Source organism: Phenylobacterium sp., from assembly GCF_036677185.1.
Taxonomy (GTDB): Bacteria; Pseudomonadota; Alphaproteobacteria; order Caulobacterales; family Caulobacteraceae; genus Phenylobacterium.
This window is the reverse complement of the sequence record NZ_JAKFEN010000043.1, coordinates 1-3932: the sequence shown is the minus strand read 5'-3', so window position 1 is coordinate 3932 and position 3932 is coordinate 1. Positions and strand designations below refer to the sequence as shown.

The following is a 3932-nucleotide window of genomic DNA, read 5'->3' as shown; positions in this document are numbered from 1 at the left end:
CGGGGCCTATGACGTGATGAGCTCCAAGCACCTGCGCGGCGACGTCAACTATGCCTGGCCCACCGCCGAGATCGCGGTGATGGGCGCCAAGGGGGCCGTGGAGATCATCTTCCGCAACGAATCTCCAGAGGCCATCGCGCTACGCGAAGCCGACTACAAGGCCCGCTTCGCCAACCCCTTCGTCGCCGCCTCCCGCGGCTATATCGACGACGTCATCATGCCTCACGCCACCCGCCGGCGCATCGCCCGCGCGCTCAACAACCTGCGCGGCAAGCAACTCTCCAATCCCTGGAAAAAACACGACAATATCCCGCTGTGAGCGGCGAGGCAGGTGACTGAAAAGCCCGTTAACCTATTCAGCCTGCATTCAGCCGCCATAGCCCAGTCTGGCTTCCGAACCCGGCCCCCGTTCTTGGATCGCGCCGGAAGGAGGTCACGATGAACAAGACCCTTACCGCCGCGGTCGCGGCCCTCACCGTCGCCGGCGCTGTCGCCGGCGCGGCGGTCCCGGCCCAGGCCCAGTCCTATCGCTATGACAATCGCTACGATCGCCGTCACCACGACAACGACAAGACCGAGACGGCCATCGTCGCCGGCATCGTGGGTCTGGCCCTCGGCGCCGCCCTGGCCAGCTCCAGCCGCAATGACAGGCCGCGCTACGACGGCTATGACAACCGTTACGGCAGCCCGTACGGCTATGGGTACGGCAACTCGTACGGCTATGGGTACGGCAACTCGTACGGCTATGGGTATGGCAACTCATACGGCTACGGCCAGCCCTACGCCTACGCCCAGCCGCGCTATCGCGTCTGCACCACCCGCGAGCGGGTCTATGACCCCTATACCGGTCGCCGGATGACCGTTCGCCGCGAATACGCCTGCTAGCCAGGCGGACAATCACACACACGTCGCCCCTCCGGTCGTCCGGAGGGGTTTTTCTTGCAGCTTCGTCGCCAGCGCCGCCCAGATGGGTGAGGCCTCGGCCAAGTGCACGAACTGACAGCTGTCCCCGTCGCGTTTCCCTCCTAGGATGGGCACGTGACGGGGAGCTCCTTCCAGCCCTGGCTCGACCGCTGGGGCCTGGTTCCCGATGGCGAGGCCTTCTCCACGCCCTATACGGGCAGCCGGCTGCTGCCCGTGCGCCGCGGCGGCGTCCCGGCCATGCTGAAGCTCGCCACGGCGTCCGAGGAGCTGGCCGGCGGCGCGCTCATGGCATGGTGGGACGGGCAGGGCGCGGCGCCGGTGCTCGCCCATCATGGCGAGGCCCTGCTGCTGGAGCGGGCCATGGGCGGGGCGTCCCTGGTCGAGATGGTCAAAAGTGGGCAGGATGAGGCGGCGACGCGGGCCATATGCGCGACGGTCGCGCGACTACACCGACCCCGCGCCGAGCCTCCGCCCTCGACCCTGGTTCCCCTGGAGGCCTGGTTCGAGGCCTTGGTCGCCATGGCCGGCGTCCGAGGCGGCGTCCTGGCCAAGGCCCATGCCGTGGCCTTGCGGCTGCTGCGCGATCCACGGGACGTGGGCGTGCTGCACGGGGACGTCCACCATGAGAATATCCTGGATTTCGGCGCCGCCGGCTGGCTGGCGATCGATCCCAAGGGACTGATCGGCGAGCGGGGCTACGACTACGCCAACACCCTGCGTAATCCGGACATGGCGACCGCCACGGCGCCCGGGCGGTTGGCTCGGCAGGCCGCCGTGGTCTGCGAGGCGGCGGGCCTCGAGCGGGAGCGGCTGCTCATGTGGGTCCTGGCCCATGCCGGGCTGTCGGCCTCGTGGACGCTTGGCGACGGACAGGACGCCGCCTGGTCTCTGACCGTCGCCGAGATCGCCGCCGCCGAGCTCGGCCTCTAGCCGCCCAGGCGCCAGCCGACCTCGGCGGCGAAGTCCTGATAGAATTTCGGCTCATAGGCGGCCTCCGGATCGCGGCGCACCCATTCGTCCAGCTTGTGGGCGTCGTCGCCCACCAGGATCCGCCAGCGCTCGGCCTTGACCCCGTCCAGGATCACCTTTGCGGCGGCCGCGGCGGTCATGGGCGCGTCCTCCAGGAAGCGGCGGGCGGCCTCCACGGACAGGGCGCGGATGGCGTCGTCGCTGACTTCGGTCATGTCCATGCCGGCCGCCGCGGCCCGGGCGCGGGCCGCGGCGATGTCCTCGGCCGTGAGTTCGTCGGAATCGACCCCAGCCTGCACCTTGCGGGAATTGGCCACGATGGAGGTGCCGATATGGCCCGGCATCACCACCGAGCACTTGATGTGCGGGGCGGTCAGCCGCAGGTCGGTGATCAGGGCCTCGGTGAAGCCCTTCACGGCGAACTTCGCCGCCGCATAAGAGGTGTGGGAGGTGTTGGGCCCGATGGTCGCCCAGAAGCCGTTGACGCTGGAGGTGTTGATGATGTGGCCCTCGTCGGCGGCCAGCAGCATGGGCAGGAAGGTGCGCACCCCCAGATAGACCCCGCCCCAGCAGACATTGAAGGTCTTCTCCCACGCGGCGCGACTGTCGGTGACCATGCTGCCGCCGCCGGCGATGCCGGCGTTGTTGAACAGCAGGTGGATGTGGTCGATCTGCTGCTGCTCCTTCAGCTCCTCGCGGAAGGCGATGAGAGCGGCCTCCAGCGAGACGTCGGCGATGTGGGTGGTGACCTTGGTGCCCTGGGGCCGGCCGTCGGCCTCGATCAGCCGCACAGTCTCGGCCATGGCCGTGGCCGAGACGTCGCACATGGCGACATTGCAGCCCTCGGCGACCAGCTGGCGGGCCAGCTCGCGGCCCATCCCCGTGCCGCCGCCGGTGATCACGGCGGTCTTACCTGCGAAGTCCTTCAAGGCGTCGCCTCCCTTGGTTTGTTTCCCGGGAGCCTAGCGCGGTTTCCCCGCGGTCCGCCAAGTTAAGGATCAGGCCGGGGTCAGATGGGCGTTATCGCTCCGCTTCAACGGATCGCGCAGGGGTTGGCCGTTCTGCACGAACTCCAGCGACACCGAGTTGATGCAGTAGCGCAGCCGGGTCGGCGGGGGGCCGTCGGGGAAGACGTGGCCCTGGTGACTGTCACAGCGGGCGCAGCGGGTCTCGATGCGGACCATGCCGTAGCTGACGTCGCGCACGCCCACCACGTGGGCCTCGTCATAGGGGGCGAAAAAGCTGGGCCAGCCGGTGCCGCTCTCGAACTTGGTCTTGGCTTGGAACAGGGGCAGGCCGCAGAGCCGGCAGCAATAGACCCCGTCCTGCTTGTTATCGAGCAGGCCGCCGCAGAACGGCGCCTCGGTGCCGTGGTGCAGCAGCACCTCGGCCTCCTCGCGGCTGAGGTCAGCCTCGAGGGCCTGGCGTTCCGCCGCGTCGGGGGCGGTGAGATCAAATCCGGTGGGTGAGGTGGCGGCTGGCGTGCTCATGGGTCCCAATCTAAGTTGCCCGGCTTCAATACGAAAGTGCGCCGCCGGAGGATGCAGCCCATGATCACCAGCACCACGCCCACCATCGCCAACCGCGACATCGCCGAGACCCTCGGCGTGGTCAGCGGCGAGGCCATCATCGGCGCTCACATCTTCCGCGACCTGTTCGCCGGCATCACCAACATCATCGGCGGCCGGGCCGGGGGCTATGAGAAGGCCCTGCGTGAGGCCCGCGACATTTCAATCCGCGAGATGTGCGAGGAGGCCCAGCGCCTGGGCGCCGACGCCGTGGTGGGCGTGGACCTGGACTATGAGACCCTCGGCGTCGACAACGGCATGCTGATGGTGACCGCCGCCGGCACCGCCGTGAAGCTGCGCTAGGACCATATGTTTTCAAAGATTTTGATCGCCAACCGGGGCGAGATCGCGGTTCGGATCATTGGGACGTGCCGTCGGCTGGGGATCGCCACGGTGGTGGTCTATTCGGAGGCGGACGCGGATTCGCTGGCGGTGGAGCTGGCCGACGAGGCGGTGTTGATCGGCGGGGCG

7 protein-coding genes are annotated in these 3932 nt (G+C 68.3%); 5 read left to right on the top strand and 2 right to left on the bottom strand.

Features of this window, described 5'->3' with window-relative positions; all coding sequences use genetic code 11:
- The 3 genes from V6M51_RS22915 to V6M51_RS22905 form a co-directional block, all read left to right on the top strand.
- On the top strand, positions 1 to 319 hold a 319-nt coding region (locus V6M51_RS22915), incomplete at its 5' end, for a carboxyl transferase domain-containing protein (RefSeq protein ID WP_332770547.1).
- 119 nt (positions 320 to 438) lie between these two features.
- Positions 439 to 885: a hypothetical protein gene (locus V6M51_RS22910; RefSeq protein ID WP_332770546.1), complete on the top strand. Its 447-nt coding sequence runs from the start codon at positions 439 to 441 to the stop codon at positions 883 to 885.
- Between the two features lie 153 nt (positions 886 to 1038).
- Positions 1039 to 1854 (top strand): aminoglycoside phosphotransferase family protein, encoded by an 816-nt coding sequence (locus tag V6M51_RS22905; protein WP_332770545.1) that lies wholly within the window; start codon positions 1039 to 1041, stop codon positions 1852 to 1854.
- Here V6M51_RS22905 and V6M51_RS22900 read toward each other — a convergent pair.
- Entirely contained in the window at positions 1851 to 2822 is a 972-nt protein-coding gene (locus V6M51_RS22900; protein WP_332770544.1) for an SDR family NAD(P)-dependent oxidoreductase, read from the bottom strand. The two genes, V6M51_RS22905 and V6M51_RS22900, sit on opposite strands and share 4 nt — an antisense overlap.
- Before the next feature lie 69 nt (positions 2823 to 2891).
- A complete protein-coding gene (gene msrB, locus V6M51_RS22895; protein WP_332770543.1) occupies positions 2892 to 3383 on the bottom strand; it encodes a peptide-methionine (R)-S-oxide reductase MsrB in 492 nt (163 codons plus the stop codon).
- Positions 3384 to 3443: 60 nt separating this feature from the next.
- Here msrB and V6M51_RS22890 point away from each other — a divergent pair, with 60 nt between their 5' ends.
- Both V6M51_RS22890 and V6M51_RS22885 read left to right on the top strand, forming a co-directional pair.
- Positions 3444 to 3764: a heavy metal-binding domain-containing protein gene (locus V6M51_RS22890; protein ID WP_305676705.1), complete on the top strand. Its 321-nt coding sequence runs from the start codon at positions 3444 to 3446 to the stop codon at positions 3762 to 3764.
- Between the two features lie 6 nt (positions 3765 to 3770).
- The coding region (locus V6M51_RS22885) for a biotin carboxylase N-terminal domain-containing protein (protein WP_332770548.1) at positions 3771 to 3932 on the top strand (162 nt) is incomplete at its 3' end.

Excerpts from the sequence above, each read along its gene's own strand:
- V6M51_RS22910 (WP_332770546.1), top strand. The coding sequence starts at position 439 with ATGAACAAGACCCTTACCGCCGCGGTCGCGGCCCTCACCGTCGCCGGC.
- msrB (WP_332770543.1), bottom strand. The coding sequence starts at position 3,383 with ATGAGCACGCCAGCCGCCACCTCACCCACCGGATTTGATCTCACCGCC.
- V6M51_RS22890 (WP_305676705.1), top strand. The coding sequence starts at position 3,444 with ATGATCACCAGCACCACGCCCACCATCGCCAACCGCGACATCGCCGAG.